The sequence below is a fragment of the Spiroplasma endosymbiont of Cantharis lateralis genome (assembly GCF_964030855.1).
Classification (GTDB): domain Bacteria; phylum Bacillota_I; class Bacilli_A; order Mycoplasmatales; family Mycoplasmataceae; genus Spiroplasma_A.
Map to the genome: position 1 here is coordinate 17528 of NZ_CAXIQF010000002.1, position 15718 is coordinate 33245.

The 15718-nt window shown below is 24.8% G+C and carries 14 protein-coding genes and 1 tRNA gene; 2 read left to right on the plus strand and 13 right to left on the minus strand.

The window, feature by feature from the left end:
* Nucleotides 1–160: 160 nt before the first annotated feature.
* Complete coding sequence (locus tag AAHM99_RS00275) at nucleotides 161–1564, plus strand: ISNCY family transposase (RefSeq protein WP_342274812.1); 1404 nt, start codon at nucleotides 161–163, stop codon at nucleotides 1562–1564.
* 49 nt (nucleotides 1565–1613) lie between these two features.
* Here the strand turns inward: AAHM99_RS00275 and AAHM99_RS00280 are convergent, their stop codons facing one another.
* From AAHM99_RS00280 to rdgB, 9 genes are all read right to left on the minus strand, one after another.
* Nucleotides 1614–3617, minus strand: coding sequence for a lipoprotein (locus AAHM99_RS00280; protein WP_342274813.1), 2004 nt, complete (start codon nucleotides 3615–3617; stop codon nucleotides 1614–1616).
* 2 nt (nucleotides 3618–3619) lie between these two features.
* A complete protein-coding gene (locus AAHM99_RS00285; protein ID WP_342274814.1) occupies nucleotides 3620–4924 on the minus strand; it encodes an SGNH/GDSL hydrolase family protein in 1305 nt (434 codons plus the stop codon).
* A gap of 23 nt (nucleotides 4925–4947) precedes the next feature.
* The gene (locus AAHM99_RS00290) at nucleotides 4948–5844 is read right to left on the minus strand and encodes a hypothetical protein (RefSeq protein ID WP_342274815.1); all 897 of its coding nucleotides are present in this window, start codon (nucleotides 5842–5844) and stop codon (nucleotides 4948–4950) included.
* Nucleotides 5845–5939: 95 nt separating this feature from the next.
* Nucleotides 5940–6302: a PCC domain-containing protein gene (locus tag AAHM99_RS00295; RefSeq protein ID WP_342274816.1), complete on the minus strand. Its 363-nt coding sequence runs from the start codon at nucleotides 6300–6302 to the stop codon at nucleotides 5940–5942.
* Between the two features lie 15 nt (nucleotides 6303–6317).
* Nucleotides 6318–7985, minus strand: a complete 1668-nt coding sequence (locus AAHM99_RS00300) for a vWA domain-containing protein (RefSeq protein WP_342274817.1) — start codon at nucleotides 7983–7985, stop codon at nucleotides 6318–6320.
* 18 nt (nucleotides 7986–8003) lie between these two features.
* Entirely contained in the window at nucleotides 8004–9569 is a 1566-nt protein-coding gene (locus AAHM99_RS00305; protein ID WP_342274818.1) for an AAA family ATPase, read from the minus strand.
* Between the two features lie 60 nt (nucleotides 9570–9629).
* On the minus strand, nucleotides 9630–10997 hold the full coding sequence (locus AAHM99_RS00310) for a DEAD/DEAH box helicase (protein ID WP_342274819.1): 1368 nt from the start codon (nucleotides 10995–10997) through the stop codon (nucleotides 9630–9632).
* A 39-nt stretch (nucleotides 10998–11036) separates the two neighbouring features.
* Nucleotides 11037–11555, minus strand: coding sequence for a tRNA (cytidine(34)-2'-O)-methyltransferase (locus AAHM99_RS00315; protein ID WP_342274820.1), 519 nt, complete (start codon nucleotides 11553–11555; stop codon nucleotides 11037–11039).
* Nucleotides 11556–11568: 13 nt separating this feature from the next.
* Nucleotides 11569–12174 carry an RdgB/HAM1 family non-canonical purine NTP pyrophosphatase gene (rdgB, locus tag AAHM99_RS00320; protein ID WP_342274821.1) on the minus strand — a complete coding sequence of 202 codons (606 nt, stop codon included), beginning with the start codon at nucleotides 12172–12174 and terminating at the stop codon, nucleotides 11569–11571.
* A 64-nt stretch (nucleotides 12175–12238) separates the two neighbouring features.
* Between rdgB and AAHM99_RS00325 the strand changes: the two genes are divergently transcribed.
* Nucleotides 12239–13030 carry a phosphotransferase family protein gene (locus AAHM99_RS00325; protein ID WP_342274822.1) on the plus strand — a complete coding sequence of 264 codons (792 nt, stop codon included), beginning with the start codon at nucleotides 12239–12241 and terminating at the stop codon, nucleotides 13028–13030.
* Here AAHM99_RS00325 and AAHM99_RS00330 read toward each other — a convergent pair.
* The 4 genes from AAHM99_RS00330 to miaA form a co-directional block, all read right to left on the minus strand.
* Nucleotides 13027–13734, minus strand: a complete 708-nt coding sequence (locus tag AAHM99_RS00330; RefSeq protein ID WP_342274823.1) for a DxFTY motif-containing membrane protein — start codon at nucleotides 13732–13734, stop codon at nucleotides 13027–13029. The two genes, AAHM99_RS00325 and AAHM99_RS00330, sit on opposite strands and share 4 nt — an antisense overlap.
* A 72-nt stretch (nucleotides 13735–13806) precedes the next feature.
* Nucleotides 13807–13880 (minus strand) — tRNA-Gly (locus tag AAHM99_RS00335).
* 86 nt (nucleotides 13881–13966) lie between these two features.
* On the minus strand, nucleotides 13967–14719 hold the full coding sequence (locus tag AAHM99_RS00340) for a MurR/RpiR family transcriptional regulator (RefSeq protein WP_339029338.1): 753 nt from the start codon (nucleotides 14717–14719) through the stop codon (nucleotides 13967–13969).
* 35 nt (nucleotides 14720–14754) lie between these two features.
* Nucleotides 14755–15675 carry a tRNA (adenosine(37)-N6)-dimethylallyltransferase MiaA gene (miaA, locus tag AAHM99_RS00345; protein ID WP_342274824.1) on the minus strand — a complete coding sequence of 307 codons (921 nt, stop codon included), beginning with the start codon at nucleotides 15673–15675 and terminating at the stop codon, nucleotides 14755–14757.
* Between the last annotated feature and the right edge of the window lie 43 nt (nucleotides 15676–15718).

The window sequence follows — 15718 nt, forward strand, 5'->3', positions numbered from 1 at the left end:
CTAAAAAGTTCCTAAAAACACTACTTTTTTTATTAAAAAATTGAACTAATTTGTAAATAACATATGATAATGTCTCAATGTATAACAAATAGAAATGTCCCAATATTTATATAAATATTGATATCCTCCAATTACAATTAAGTATTAGAGGTAACAAATTATGAAATTAAAAAGGAAATTAAGTTATATGGAGAATTTAAAATATAAAACAATTAAAAAAGTTATTTCTGGGGAAATAACAAAAATGAGAGCAGAGCAAATTCTTAACTGCACACGAAGAACAATTAATAGAAATATTAAAAGATTATCAAATGAAGGTATATCTGCATTTATACATAAAAACTGAGGTAAATTATCAAATAGATCTACACCCTATGAAATTGAACAAAAAATATTAAATTTGAGAAATGAAAAATATCATGACTATAATCTAGTTCATTTCAAAGAATCCTTAGAAGAATATGAAGATTTAAAAGTTAGTTACACTTACTTAAGAGATTTATTATTTAAAAATGAGGTTTACTCCCCTTATATGCACAGATCAACTAGAAAAGAATTAATTAGACAATTAAGACAAAAGTCCTTAGAAAATAAATTAACAAATAAGGAACAAGAGTTTTTTAAAGATAAGATTATTAGTTTAGAAGAATGTAGACCCATGCAAAATAGAAAGGAATATTTTGGAGAAAGAATTCAAACAGACGCATGTAGCCATAATTGAGTAACCAATGAAAAATGATCGCTACATGCTTTCATTGATGACTCAACAGGAAAAGTATTAGCAGGTTATTTTGATTATCAAGAAACATTATTTGGATATTATACAGCTACAAAACAAATGTTTCTAAATTATGGAACTCCTGAGGAAATACTTACAGATAAAAGAACAGTATTTTATTATAAGACAAAAGAAAAAGAGTCTACTGAAACAGACTCTAATATACAGTATGCCTTTACGTGTCAACAACTTGGAATTAAGCTAACAAGTACTAGTTGCGCGCAAACCAAAGGCAAGATTGAACGTCTTTGAGGTTCTTTTCAAAAACGACTTCCCCAAGAACTAAGACAATTCAATATCAAAACTATTGAGCAGGCCAATGATTACTTAATTAATGTTTTCATACCTAATTTTAATCACAAGTTCTCTACTCAAATTGATAATAATAAAAATAAAATGAAAATTTGAAATAAAAATACGGATATTAATTTTGTTTTAGTTAGAAGAGAAGAAAGACAAGTTCATAAAGGTGGAATAATTAAATATAAAACAAAAACATATTTAACATATGATGGATACGATATAACAACTTTTGCAAGTAAAACAAAATTACTAATAACTGAAACATATGATAATGAGCTCTATGCAAATTATACAGATAAGTTCTATAGATTAGTGGAAGTCAAAACTAAAAATACACCAGTTGGTCAGGTTAATGAAGTTAAAAAAACTGAGTCTAAAATTAAAAAACCTAGTGTTCCATCTAATCACTTTAGATATACAAATTATATTTACTTTTCTAAAACATGAAAGGAACAATATAAAAATCGTAGATTTACAGTTTAATAAATCTACGATTTTGAGACATTTTCATTTGTTATTGACACTTTTTTTATTAAAAAATTGAACTAATTTGAAATTTATTGTTACTTTTTAACATTTTAAGTTTAATAGTATATTTTTTGTTCTCAACTTCAACCTGGTATGAATAATTTTTTAAGTCAATAATACTTATAATTTCTTGATTTAAAATATCATCATTTATTTTTTTATTATACTTAGATTGTTCTTTTCTATATTTTTCTCATAAACTAGATTCTTCTTCATTTTTTGGATTTGTAACTCATGATGTTAGTTTTTTACTACCTTGTAGATTTACAAACAATGTCTGTAAATTAGTTTGAAATTTATAAAGGTCAGCTTCGATTTTTTCACCATTTTTTAAGTCTAATATTCTTCGCAAATTTATTATTACTTCTGAAATATTAGTAAAGTTGAATTTAAATTCACCTTCAAAGTCTTCATTATTAATAATGTTTCAAAAAACCTCTTTATATGTAAATTTTTTCCCTAAAAATGTTATATTAGTATTTTCTATAATATTTTTAATATTAATATCTTCTTCATTTTCTTTATTATTTAATACTAATAAAAATTTGTTAATAAATTTTCCACTATAAAGTTCATCTCATAATGAATTTTTATAAATTTCTTCAATTATTTTCAGACTTTTTAGTTTTTCTTTTAGATTCTCATCTTTAATAATAGAACTAACTAAGGAATGATTCATAATATCAATAATTCCTTTAAAATTTGAACCAGATGCTAATGAATTAAGTAACTCAATGCATACACTTGCTAAGTTTACTCTGTCAATTTTAAATAGTTTTAAAAGATTTGCAATTATTGGAGATAATCCTTCAGTAATATAAAAAGTTGGAAATATAGCATTCATTGAAGCTTGTAGCAAGGGATTTATTCCTTTTAACTGAATATTTTCATCTGCAATTACTCCCAATCTTGGCAATCCTCAACTTACTTTTAGTTTAGGATTCTCATAACTTTGAAATAATAAAGCCAATATTAATTTTAAACCATTACCATTTTTATATGTACTTTCTAACAAGTCAAGAAAATTCAAAATATTTACTTCATTTTTAGTATCATCAATTTTTGTATTTCTAAATACTTCAATTTCTTTAAAATAGTTCTTACTTCCATTAGATTCACTTTTTGTATAAATTGTTTCTACTCCATTTGCAATATATACAATTAGAGTTCTTACAAATCTAATCATTTCAGCAATTGCAGGCAGGTCAATTATTAAATCTAAGCTAATTAATTTTTCACTATTAAAAATTGACTTCAAATTACTTGTTAATTTATCTATTGAGTTTAAAAAGTATTCCCCTTCAACTTCATCTTTTGTTGGAATTTCTAATTTATTTTTATTTCCAATAAGATAATCAATTGAGTTTGAAAAACCAATAATTGCTGAATTTAAAGACTCTTGGTTTGTAAAATCATCATAAGACTCATTTGAAAAGGCATTTGAAAAGGCATCACTATTTTCCTTTGAAAGAATTTTATCTAGATAACTAACTAAATAGTTATCACTTAAATTTACAATAAATGATGGAATTATTGTAAATAATTTAAATAGTAAAGTAATAATTTTACCATTACCTAATAATTCCAGCAAATTAGGAATTGTTACAAGAATTGTTTCTAGACTTCCACTATTTTTAGGTCTAATATTTCCTTCAAAATTTATTTTCTCATCAACTTTTAAATTATCATTAAAAAGATTTTTATCAAAATAATATTTATATAGTTGATCAAATCTTGAATAAGAATTTAAATCATCTTTAGTATAATTATCACTTCCATATACATTTGATATATCTTTTATTCTTTTATTCTTTAATACACCATTCATTTGATAATCAAAATTATAGTTTTTTGTATCAGTTAAATAAATTGATTTACCAATTTGTTCAACTGCAGTTTGCAATGAAATATCATCAATTACTTTTTTATTTTTAGTACATGAAACTACTAAAAAAGTTGAAGAAACCACTAATAAAGAGGATCCAAAAATAGCTAATAGCTTTTTCATAATTATTTAAACTCCTTTAAGACAATTTCTTTTATTATTTCTGAAACATATTCATGAACCAATTTAGTTGGGTGAACAATGTCAGTAAAAAAGTATGAAATCATTATTTCATCTCTCTTTTTCAAGTCATCTCCTCATAGATTTTCATCTAAAGGTTGACCTATAACCTTAACATCCAATTTAGTTTTGTTGAATGTATTATTAATTTTAATTGTTTCAATATAATTTTTAAAATTAATTCTTGAAAGCTCATTAAAATTAAAAGTTTCTTTACCATTTACTTGTATTATATTTTTTTCAGAGAACGGAGATGAATTATTATATTCACCTTCAATTTGATTACTAATAGCTTCCCCATATCCTTCTATAATATTTGAAAAATTATTGTCCCCTTCATATAGTGAACTATAAAATAAGTTTCCAGAATAATAGGTGTTTACTTCATTGATCAATTTATTGATTTTAAGTTCGTATTCTTTTCCAAGATCGATAATATCTTGTTTTTCTTCTCTATTAATATATCTAGGAACAATATCCATAATTGGTGGTCCCATAAATAAAATATTTTTTATACCATTATTTAAAAGTGTAAATAATGTTGCTCTAATACTTTTAATAGATTCATTCATATATTCTATTACAGCTTTATCATTTTGACTATCTTGACTTTGAATTAAAGAGAACATATCGTTACCTCCAATTTCAAAAAAGACTAAATCATTTGTTCCAATTTTTTGTTGTTTAACTAAAGTTCTTGCTTGTTCTTCTGTACTAAAATCATTAATAATAATTCCATTTACAAGTTCTGATGACTTCCCAGCTGTTGCACCACCAACAGAGTAATTTTTACCATAACCTTCTTTTGGATTACTTAATTTTGAGTATTTATTACTAGGTTTCATTGCTCCAAAATTTAATTTTTCAGATAATAGATAACCTGTAGTCTTTCCATTACTAAAAGCACTATTATAAACACCATCTTCTTCAAAACCATATGCTCCTCCAAGTGTTAAATTGAAATCAAAATATTGATCCAATGATGTATTTACTACAAATTTATCTTTAACATAAGTTGTTAAACCATTAACATCGCTCAAAGAGTCACCTACTATAAAATAGTTGGTAAAACCAAAATGATCATTTGGGTTTAAACTTGTATCAATAGCTTTACTTTTATCAATATCCAAACCAATTTTTAAAGGACTTGTTTTAATAATATTTGGTTGCTTTGGCATGCAAGAAACTGTTGAAGTAACTGTTGATATTGAAAAACTAAAGACAGTTAATAATGATAATAATTTTTTCATATTATTTTCCTTCCCTTATTTTTTTAATTTTCTCATTTCTTTTTTAGAATCAAAAATAAACCTATTCCACCAGGAATAACTAAAATATTGAAAAATATAAATACAGCACTAAATCTTAAAAAAATTAAAGTTGCTGTAAAATTTGGTAACTTTAAATCATTAACTGTAACATATCTTATATTTTGATTTTTACTTAAAGTTTTATCTACAAATGGATTTGTTAATTTAAGTGCAAAGTTAATTGAATCTATTTGAGTATTTAAAAATCATACTTTGTTATTTACAATTTTAGTTCCAATAGAATGTTTAACTTTTATACCATTTAATCCTGGTCCACTATATTGCATTTGTTCATCATAATCATCTTGATTAAGAACTGTTTGTTGTTTCAAAGACATTTCATATGTATTTTTTGAAAATATTTCTTTTAAACCACCACTTTTAAATATTCATTGAATTCCGGTGTTAACAAAGCCAAATGATTGAAATTCTTCAGCTACACTCTTATCAAATTCAATAAAATTTATTCCAATATCGTATAAATCTATTTGCTCTTTATTCTCTACTTTTTTTGCTCAATATTTTTCATACCATTCATCTGAATAGTTAGAATATTTTAAGTAGAACTGTTCTTTTTCTTGTGAATCTTCAAAATTTATTGTTGACAATGCATCTGCTTTAAATGAGGATTTAATAACGTGTTCCATCATTTCCTCAAATAAAGGATGATTTGGATCAAAAACAAATTTATTTTTAGGCATTATTCTTTTAATTTGTTTTTCAACACTATTGATAAAAGTTAATGATTCAATCCCCATTCCAGGAACTGTCATAATAATAGTTAATATTGGAAAGAAAGCTACAAAAGATAAAATTAAGATTAAGATTATCTTTCTAGACTTACTTTTAATATTTTTCATGTTTTCTCCTTCCACTTGCTTAAAGTTCTATTTAAATTTTATATTATTTTTTACAGAAGAACCAACTAAGAATAAAATAAGAAATAAAACAGATTTTACTCTGTTTTATATATTTCTAAAATTATATTGAATGAATTTGCTACAACCCCACTAATTAGTCTTCCTTGATGTCTTTCAAATTTATCATCAACAGAGCTAACCATTATTGTTGATTCACGATTATCTACCATACCATTTAAATTTGTAACAGTAATAAGTCCCTCTTTTAATAATTTTGATAAGAAAAATGGATCAATTTGAGAAAGTACACCATATTCTAATCTTTTTAAATAACCATATCCAGTAATTTTGGCATCAATAAGTTTATATTCTCTTATTATATTTTGAATTTGTTGGTCAATATCTTCCCCATTCTCCAAAAAAATAACTAATAAATTTGATTTTTCTTTTACTAACATTATTATTTCCTTCCCCTATTGATTAACTTGTTGTTTCTTATTTTCTAATTCTTTTAATTTTTGTTTTTGTTTTGTAAGTTTTTTTGCCTTTGGATCATCTAAGTGTTTTTCTCTGAAACGCTTTTTATCTCTAATTGTATTTAAATTATTAATTTGCTCGCTACGATATGCAACTTCTTCATCTTTTAATTCTCTTAAATCCCTTAAAGTTTCATTTAATGACTTAATAATTTGATTTGTGGCAAACGGATCATTTGGATCATAGTACATAATATTATCAAATATTTCTTGTGTTTCAACATTTGGCATTGTTCCTACTATTAGAGAGTGAAATCTATTATAGTTTTCCTTTAAATCTGCAATTTTTGCTCTTGTTGAATTTGGAAGAGTTTCCATCATAAAATCTGAAATAAATAATAAGTCAGCTCTTTTAAAATCTTCTGAATGCATTTTTTCTATAATTTTTTCAAAGGCTGGTTTAGCGTTAGTTTTACCATAAAAAGATTTAGCTAAAAACTCTAGCATTTTTTGAATATTTACATTTTTACCATTAATGGTAAATTCTTCAACATGTTGATTTGCAAAGTTTACAAAGACTAAATCTCTATATTCTTTTAAAGCAACTTTAGATATTGCAATTGATAATGCTTTTGCAATATATTCACCAGCACCTTCCATAGAACTTGAAGTATCAATACAAATTATAAATTTTCCTTGTTCTAATGGTATTGGCGCTTCATATTCTACTTCTTCAATTTCATGTTCAATGACTCTTTCATTTGATTCAAATAAAAAAGTTTGAAGTTGTGATTCTACAAATTTCTTATAAAATATAATTTCCAAGTCCTCATCAAATAGACTTGCAAATTCCATTGGAAGTAATCTTTCAAGATCTTTTGAGACAGTTAATCCTACAATTTCTTCTGGATTATATGGTAATTTAACTTCTGTTGGATATGTAACAACTTGTTCTGTTATATTTATTTCCATTAAATCATCTTCACCATTTAATCGCCCTAACATCTCAGCTATCATTAAAATTGAAGGGTCTTTATATAAGAAGTCCGCAAATCTAGCTATTGATTCAATGTTTTGATTTCTTAGTTCATCTTCAATATTGGCTACTTTTCCAAAAACATCATACATTGTTTTATAAATTTTTGCATATTTTCCATAATTTTTTATTATTGAATATATTTCAACTAAATAGTTATATCTTAAGTCCTCTACAGCTTTCATTCTATAGTCAACAATTCTCTTTGTTAACATAAAAGTTCAAGTCTTAAAAAATTCAGTTAATCAATCTCTACCTTTTAACTCTAAATATCCATTATCAATTTTTCAACTCATTGTATCAATATACGTTGAAAAAGGAGAATCAAACTCGACTAATTTATTTTGAATTAGTCTTAAGTTCTGAGCAAAACTTACTTCATCATAATATTCAGAAATATAATTATAATAGATTATTTCTTTTCTGATTGGTTCAGGAAGTTTTATTTGTCTTATTGTAGAGAAATTTGAAGCCGAATAAAAATTATTAATTTTATCATCTAATTGTTCAGCTGCATATTCATTATTTTTTTTAAATGTTAAAAATTCACTATTATGAATATCTTTTCGTCTAAGTTTTTCAATCTCTTTTTTGATTTCACTTACTGGTTTTTCTAAGTCAAATTTCATAATAGTTTCCTTCTTTACTTAAATTTCTAATTTAAAGTCTAAATCATCAATTGGATTTTTTATATTATCATTTTTTTCGTTTAGTTTAACTTGTTTTTCTAATTCAGCTTCTTGTTCTAATTGTTTTTTAGTCTTTGCATCAAATGCTTGTGCAATTTTTTCATCATAAATTTCTTCAAAGAAAATGCAATTCATATTCATATATTTTTTATACTCTTTAAACATTTTTGCTGACAATGCTTTATATTTAGTTTCAAGTTCAACAATATTATCAGCTAAATTATTCATTTGTTGATTAAATTCATTTGGACTTTCATTTTGTAATAAGTATTTTTTGTTTTCATTTACAAAAAGAATTTGATCTGCTTTATAAGCTTTAACCAATGTTTTTTGACTTCCTGAATATTTATTTAAATTTACTCCAAAATGTAAATCAATTTCAAATGACTCATTTGTTAAGTTTCTTATTTTATTTCAATCAGCTGCAGATATGAAACAAATTTTATAACTATCTCCACCATCTGTAAAATTAATAAAATAGTATGTTCCATTAATTGCGCCTTTAAATGGATCAGTATACGGTGTTAATCTTAAAAATTGTGCTTCAACTTGACCAATTTGTGAGTTTACTAAATCAATTTGATTCATTAAATTTTTCTTTTCATTTCTTCATTCTAAACCAAATTGTTCCAAAAATGTATTAAAGAAAATTTCAGAATATTGCTTTTCTTGTTCTTCGTTATCTCAAATACAGTATGGAATTACAAATAAATCAGCAACATCAGTTTCTGATCTTCCATTATAAAATGCACTTGTTTTCATTAAACCTGATATTTTTTTTCAACGTCTATCAGAAATATAAGCTTCTCCATTTGTTTCTTTTAATATTTTTTTTCTAAAATAGTGAATAAAGTCTAAAGTTTTTCTACTGATTTTTACTTGTTTTGATTGTTTTTTTCAAATTTCTAATTCTTGAATTGTAAGTTGAAGTTTTGGATCTACATCAACATCAAGTGATGATTCACCATCTAAAAGTTGTTCAAAATTATCATCACTTTTTAAACCTTCAGCTATAAATCTAATAATAAAACGGTCAAATAAAGCTTCTAATCCTTCACCTTCTGCAGGTAACTCATTTGAAGCTGAAATTAATAGCTTTAGTGGAACTTTTATATCTGTTCCACCATTTCTAAAAAGCTTTTCATTAATAATTGTCAATAATGTATTTTGAATACTTGGTCCAGCTTTTCAAATTTCATCTAAAAAACCAACATTTGAAGCAGGCAGATAATTTTCAACAACTCTAACATATTTACCTTCTTTTAATAATCTTAAGTCAATTGGTCCATAGATTTCTTCTGGAGTTGAAAACTTACTCATTAAGTATTCAAAGTTAGTACCACCCTTAATTGCAAATTTTAATCTACGTGAAATTAATGACTTGGCAATACCTGGTTTACCTAAAAGGAAAATTGACTCTTCTGCTAAAAGAGCTAACATTGCTAATCTAAATATTGTTTCTTTTTCATAAACTTGAAATGAAATTGCTGTTATTAATTTTTTAATTCTTTCTGTAATATCCATAAAATTTCCCTCTAATAATTATTATAAAACATTAAGCCTCTTTTTAAAAGAGTTGTTGGCTTAATTCTCAAATAATTCTTCTCTACGTTTTTTGTACTTATCCTTTTTAATTTTTGCTATTGACTCTTTAATATGCTTTCTTCTAATATCTTTTTTGAGTTTATCTACTTCAGCTTTTCTACGCTTTTTATATCCCGGTTTTACTTTTTGCCCCTTATATTTATCAATAATTTTTTTAGTTTCAACATTTACTGGCAAATTTGTATTAAATTCTTTCTTCTTTTTGATAGTATTAATTTCAATTAATTGATTATTTGCCAATTTAAAGTTAGAAAATGAAATACCTTTTGACTTTAGTTCATCAATTTGGTGCTGATTTGTAGAGTTAAATAAAACATAACTTTGGCCAGAATATTGATTTCTTCCAGTTCTACCACTTCTGTGAATATAATAATCTAAGTCTTTTGGCAGGTCAACTGAAATAATATGACTTACTCCATCAATGTCAATTCCTCTTGCCGCTACATCTGAAGCTACAATTCATTTAAAATCCCCATTTTGAATTCTTTTTTGCATATTTGTTCTTTGTCTTGAGTCCAAATCTCCATGTAACTCACCTACATTTTTAATGCCAAATTCATTTAGTCAAAAGATAATCTCTTTTATTTGATCTTTTTTATTTAAAAAAATCATACAAACATAAGGGTTAATTTCACTTACAATTGTTCTAAGAACTTCCTTATTTTCCTTATTTTTTGTTCAAACAAGAACATGCTCAATATTTTTATTAGTTGGATTTGAATCCTTATTTTCTATAAAAATGGATTTTGATAAATATTTTTGTAAAAAAGGTCTTAACCCATTATTAATTGTTGCAGAAAATAAAGAGATGTTTACATCCTTATTAATTTTTGAAAGCATAAAGTCTACTTCTTCAATAAAACCAAGATCAAAAATCATATCACATTCATCAATTACTACATATTTTGCAGTAGTAATAAATAAATTACCTTCTTCATACATTTTTTTTAGTCTTGTTGGTGTTCCAATTACAACAGTCGGTTGTTTTGTTTTAACATTTTGAATTGATTTTTCAATATCATCTCCACCAACAAATAATCCAACTGTTCCCTTATCATTTAACTTCAAAATATCTTTAGTATTTTCATAAATTTGTCTAGCAAGTTCTCTTGTTGGAGTTACTATTAAAAATTGAATTTTATTTTTTTCATCATATGCAATATTATTTAATATAGGCAATAAAAAAGAATGAGTTTTTCCAGTTCCTGTGTGCGACTGAGCAATAACTGATCTATGTTTCTTTATAAGTGGAATAACTTTCTCTTGAATTTTAGTTGGATAGACAAATCCAATTTCTTCTAAAGCATCATTAATAAATTTTTTAAAACCAAAATCTGAAAATTTCATATTATTTCACCTATTTCATACAACATATATTATATATTATTAATCTATATCTAGATAGTCCTCTCCCTTTTCAACTTCAACTTTTGACAGATCTAAATAATCTCATTGTCTTAAAACTTCATAAGTGGCAATTCCCACAGAGTTGGCAATATTAAGACTTCTTCCTGAACTTACCATAGGAATTCTAAAACATTTGTCAATGTTATCTTTTAAAATTTTTTTTGGAATACCTGTTGATTCTTTTCCAAACATAATAAACACCTCATCATTAATTTGGCTAAATTGAAAATCAGTAATTGGTTTTTTACCATATCTAGTCATGCAAAATATATTAGCATTTGGATTGCAATTTATGAAGTCATTTCAATCATCATATCTTACATATTCACAACCTTCAAAATTATTAGCACTACTTCTTGCAAAATTTCTTTTATCGAAAATAAAACCAAATGGTTCAATTAAATGTAGTTTTGAGTTTGTAAGTGTGCAAGTTCTCATTATAGCTCCAACATTATCAGCAATTTCTGGTTGAAACAATACTATATTAATTTTTCTCATTTTTTCGCCCTCCTTAAAAATAGTTATTCTTTTTTAAAAATTCTTTTAGTAAAGTTATTGAACGGTTACGATGTGATATAGAGTTTTTTTCTTCTTTGGTCATTTGGGCAAAAGTTTTATCAAAATTATCTGGTTTGAAAATTCTGTCATATGCAAAACCATTTTCTCCAATTTGACTGTCCACAATAACTCCTTTTACTATTCCCGTAAATACTTGCTGAACACCCTTATTCTTGTCAATTAGGGCAATTGAAGATGTAAAAAATGCTTTTCTTTCTTCGCTTTTCATTAAATTTTCTCGCTTTAACTTTTCCAATAATAAATCATTTATTTTCATCCAGTCTGTTTCTGGTTTAACTCATCTTGCTGAATAAATTCCAGGAAAGTTATCTAAACATTTAATACTCAGTCCTGAATCATCTGCAACAACTACTCCCTCAACTATCTGCGATAATGTCTTAGCTTTAAATAAAGCATTTTTTTCAAATGTTGGTTCATCTTCAGGTATATCAATTAAATCAGGAAGATCTTTTAACGATTTAATTTCCATTTCAGGAATCATTTCTTTAATCTCTTTAATTTTATTAGAATTTTGTGAAGCAAATCATAAAACGTTCATATAAATAACTCCTTTTAATTTCTAATTAATATTATAATAATAATAGCAATAAGGAGTGAAATAAATGAAATTTAATGGTTATACAAACAAAGTAACCCTAGAAAATGATATTTTGAAAAAAGAGTCAATACCTTTTCATGATATTTATCTAGATAAAAAAAATGAATATAATTTTTTGCAACAATTAATTAAAGCTGAGCAAGATGTATTATTAACTCCGTTAAAGTTCTATTGAAAAGATAATAAATTATTTTCAGAATATAAATTTTTAAGCAATTATCAAACCCTTAAAGATATTAAAATAACTAAGGAAATAATTAATAATGTAACTAATTTAATAAAAAAACTTCATAAGCTTAACTCAAAAGAATTTAAAATAAATAAATTTAATTATCAAAAATTTTTAAAAATTTTTAAAAATAACATTGATAATCCATTAATTAATTTTGAACCTTATTTTAAGGAAATAAATAACTATATTGATAAATTTGATAAGTTAAAATTGGTTTTAAGTCATAATGACTTAGTGCCTGGAAATATTTTAATAAATAAAAATAAGATGATTTTAATTGATTACGACTATATTTCCTTAAATAACAAGTTCTTTGATATAGCAAGTTTTATCAGTGAAACTTTAAATGATGATGAAGAACTAATTAACTACTTTATAAAGAAATGTATTGAAGAAAAATTAGTAAATATTAACGAAATTGAAACTTTAAATTTAATGATTAAGTACCAAGACCTTTTATGAACATTATGATCGAATTTTATGTTTGAAAAAGAGAAACAAAATATTTTTAAAGATATTTTTGATCATAAATTAGAAAGATTAAAAAACAGAAAGATATACTAATCTTTCTGTTTTTTTTGTCTTTGCTTTTCTTCTTTTTGATCCAATTTATCTATTATTTTTTTCATTTTAAGATTTCTTTTTAACTCTTGTTCTTGTAGTTCTTTTGTTATTTTTTCATCTAATTCTATTTTAAAATTCTTTAATTCTTCTATCTTATTTTGTTTTTTAATTAAATAACTTTGATATCTTTGAGCTCTTAATAATTTATTACTCGGTATAATCTCGCCTTTTTTATAAGCCTCTAGCGCTCTTTCATAATCCTCTATTTTTTTGTTTTCCTTGTTTCTAAATAAAACACTTATAAAAACAAAAAATGGAGTTGCTATTATAACAAAGGCAACTATAGCAATAAATCTAACAAATATTCAAATACCTGAAGTATTCATAAAACTACCAAATAAAATTAATATAATTAAGATCAAAGTAATTAAGGAACTAAAAGTAAACATATCGGCTTCATGAAATTTAAACTTATAAAATAAATATGTTATCAAAAAACTGTATAAAAAGTACACAGTACAAATTAGTGAAACATAACCTACATTTGGATATGGCAATTTACTTGTAAGAGAAAAATTAAAGTCAAATCCAACACAAAATCAAATAGTTAAACCAGGAATTATTGATTCTATAATTAAAAAAAGTAAACTCTTAAAAAATGGAGTTCTTGATTCATTAAAGTTTTTAATTTGATTATTTAACATTAGAACTTCTCCTTTAATACTTATTATAAATACAAAATAAAAAAATCCCTTAAGGGATTTGAATTTTCATAATGGAGCGGGTGAAGGGAATCGAACCCTCACAGTCAGCTTGGAAGGCTGAAGTTCTACCATTAAACTACACCCGCGTATAATCACATTAATAAATATATATAATTACTACGCAGATGTCAATACTTTTAAAATATTTTTTATACTTTAAGATTTTATATTTTTAACTTATTTTTTCACTTAATGAAAAGAACAATGAAATTAATGCATAACATCTATACTTATAAAAGAAATTATTATCTTGAAAGTTAATTAACATATGTTTTTGTTCTTTAATCTCAGGTAGCTCTGATATATTACTTGGAGTAGTTATAATAAAAATTTCATTTTTGGCTTTTATTAAATACTCTAAAGCAATTACTGTAGTATCAGTATCTCTCCCAGTTAAAAGAATAACAACTAATTCATTATGAAACTCTAAGTGTTTCCCAACTTCTAAATTTATAGAGATGTCAATTATTTTGGTTTGAATTCCAACATTGGTTAAAACATCCTCTAAAAATTTAGCTGAATACATCGATTGATATGATGGACATATTCATACTTTCCTTCTTTCATTTATTTTACTAGCTAAGTCATATAAGAAACCATCATTTTCAGTAACTCAGTTGTTTATGACAGCTCTCATTCCTGTCATATCAGCTTCATTAGGTTGATCTGCTCTTATTTTATTTTGCATAACATTTTCATATTCTACTTTTAATCTAATTGATAATTCTTTATATCCTTCACAATAGCAAGCCTTTGCAAATTGTGTAGCCGTAGCTAAAGAAACAAAACACATTTTGCTAATTTCACTTTGACTTTTAAAGATTCCAACAGATCAATCTGCTAGAATTTGTTTTCCAATTAATTTAAAAGTAGTATTTTTATTGTCCTTAATTAAGTTCTCTACTCTTTCGTAAACAGACAACATTATTAAGTCTCCTAACTTGTTATTCAATTTTTAAGTTAAAGATTTGATCTGATATATTCAATAATTTCATTAGATATGTCTTCAAAATTTTTATAATCATGTTCAAATCATTTAACGTTATTTAATTGATTTTTGAATCAAGTTAACTGCCTTCTTGCATAATGCCTATTATTTTGTTGCATCAGTTCGATACATTTTTCATAATCTATTTCTTTTTCAAAATATTTTATGATTTCTGGACCTCCAATACATTTTAAAGATTGGGCTCTTTTGTCAAAATTATTAGCCTTATAAGCCAATTGTATTTCTTCAAACAAACCCTTTTCTATTAAACTAAGTACCCTATTGTTTATTTTACTATATAATTCCTCTCTTTTGGCAGATATTCCAATAATTAATAAATTATTATAAAGATACTTTTTATTGTCCTTTGTTAGTTTAGTTTTTGTTATTCCTGTTAGTTCAATAAGTTCCAAAGCTCTAATTAATCTATATCTATTATTCATATGAATTTTTTTGGCCTCTAAACTATCTTTTAAATTTAAAACATCTCAAATCTCTTGATTTGATTTTGTATCATATTTTTTTGCATAATTATCAATATGATCATCACTGCTAAAGTTATAATCCATTAAAACCGAATTAATATAAAGTCCTGTTCCACCAATAAGTATAGGAGTTTTTTCATTCTCCAATACTTTTGCAATTTTTTCTCTTGCATGCTTTTGAAATTCTGCTACTGAGTAGCTTTCATTAACTTCTTTTATAGAAAGTAAATGATGTTTAATCCCTTGCATTTCTTGAGTTGTTATTTTATTTGTTGCTATATCTGTTCCTTTAAAAATTTGAGTAGAGTCTGCATTAATACATTCTCCATTAAATTCCTTTGCAATTTTAATTGATAGGTCTGTTTTCCCACTTGCTGTTGGTCCAACTATAACTATTATTTTATTCATAATTATTACTACCTTTCAAAAATTGACAAAAAAAAATATTCCC